1 protein-coding gene is annotated in these 399 nt (G+C 49.6%); it reads right to left on the reverse strand.

Annotation, left to right across the window (positions count from 1 at the left end):
- The coding region (locus AC30CM_RS27280) for a pyruvate formate lyase family protein (RefSeq protein WP_490120018.1) at positions 1-399 on the reverse strand (399 nt) is incomplete at both ends.

Here is a 399-nt window from a genome sequence, read left to right on the forward strand (position 1 = left end):
GATCCTCGCCTTTTTCCAGACGGGACTGGAGATCGGCAAATTGCAGTTCGCGTTCACGCACCAGATAACTGATGCCATATAGCGCCACGCGGCGATAGTCACCGATAATGCGCCCACGACCATAGCCATCTGGTAAACCGGTCAACACGCCAGATTTACGGCAGCGCAGCATATCCGGTGAGTAAACATCAAATACGCCCTGGTTATGGGTTTTACGCAGATCGGTAAACAGATATTCAAATTCACTGTCCATTTCACGACCATAGGCGTGGAATGAACTTTTAATCATATTAATGCCACCGAACGGATGCAGCGCACGCTTTAATGGCGCATCCGTTTGCAGGCCCACTATTTTTTCCAGCGGCTGGTTAATATATCCCGCATCATGAGCGGTAATGG

The sequence above is a fragment of the Mycobacterium sp. DHQP2018-32-09 genome, from assembly GCF_058148405.1.